Source organism: Enterovibrio qingdaonensis (assembly GCF_028683135.1).
Taxonomy (GTDB): domain Bacteria; phylum Pseudomonadota; class Gammaproteobacteria; order Enterobacterales; family Vibrionaceae; genus Enterovibrio; species Enterovibrio qingdaonensis.
In genome coordinates, this window is the sequence record NZ_JAJUBB010000083.1 from 1 (window position 1) to 333 (window position 333).

Sequence of the window (333 nt, forward strand, 5' to 3'; positions counted from 1 at the left end):
TAAGCCATCGCAGCGGCTAAGGCTTTTTCATCCAGCAATGCCTGGCTCTTAAAACGCCCTTCCCAAAAGTGTCCCGTACATTTGTCTTCTCGATTCGCTTCGGTGGCAATGTGTTGATTAAGCAATCGCATAAACCAACTGATGGACGTTAAACGTGCTCGCCAACTTTCGATGATTTCCAAACAATGTTCAGTTTCTGATGTGGAGAGCTTGTCGCCCTGCAACCACCGTTGAACGAGCAAAGGGCCTAGATGAAATGCCAGCCAGCGTTCTGCTATCTCTACTGGAGACAGTGATTTTGCATGCTCTGTGTTGATATGCAGTACCACATGG

At 47.7% G+C, this 333-nt stretch carries 1 pseudogene; it reads right to left on the reverse strand.

Going from position 1 to position 333, the window contains the following annotated elements:
- Positions 1-333 (reverse strand): annotated as a pseudogene (locus tag LRP49_RS25215) (alpha-amylase family glycosyl hydrolase); the annotation flags it as partial.